Origin of the sequence: Nocardia sp. MH4, assembly GCF_019266065.1 — a bacterium.
GTDB lineage: Bacteria > Actinomycetota > Actinomycetes > Mycobacteriales > Mycobacteriaceae > Nocardia > Nocardia canadensis.
This window is the reverse complement of the sequence record NZ_LPNR01000123.1, coordinates 1-237: the sequence shown is the minus strand read 5'-3', so window position 1 is coordinate 237 and position 237 is coordinate 1. Positions and strand designations below refer to the sequence as shown.

The window sequence follows — 237 nt, the reverse complement described above, 5'->3', positions numbered from 1 at the left end:
ATTATTATTGGTTCCGGCCTCTCATACCCCCCGGTTGACGAGGTCGGACATTTTGAATGTCAGCAAACTTTTGCTGGTGTTCGGCATTGCTAGGTTTTCGGACTCTAGTTTAGATATTTCTGATTCGCTCTTCGGAGTGTTTCAAGAGTCTTCAACGGAGAGTTTGATCCTGGCTCAGGACGAACGCTGGCGGCGTGCTTAACACATGCAAGTCGAGCGGTAAGGCCCTTCGGGGTA

General features: G+C 49.8%; 1 rRNA gene. It reads left to right on the top strand.

Features of this window, described 5'->3' with window-relative positions:
• Positions 1 to 151 precede the first annotated feature (151 nt).
• Positions 152 to 237 (top strand): 16S ribosomal RNA (locus tag ATM97_RS27900); the annotation flags it as partial.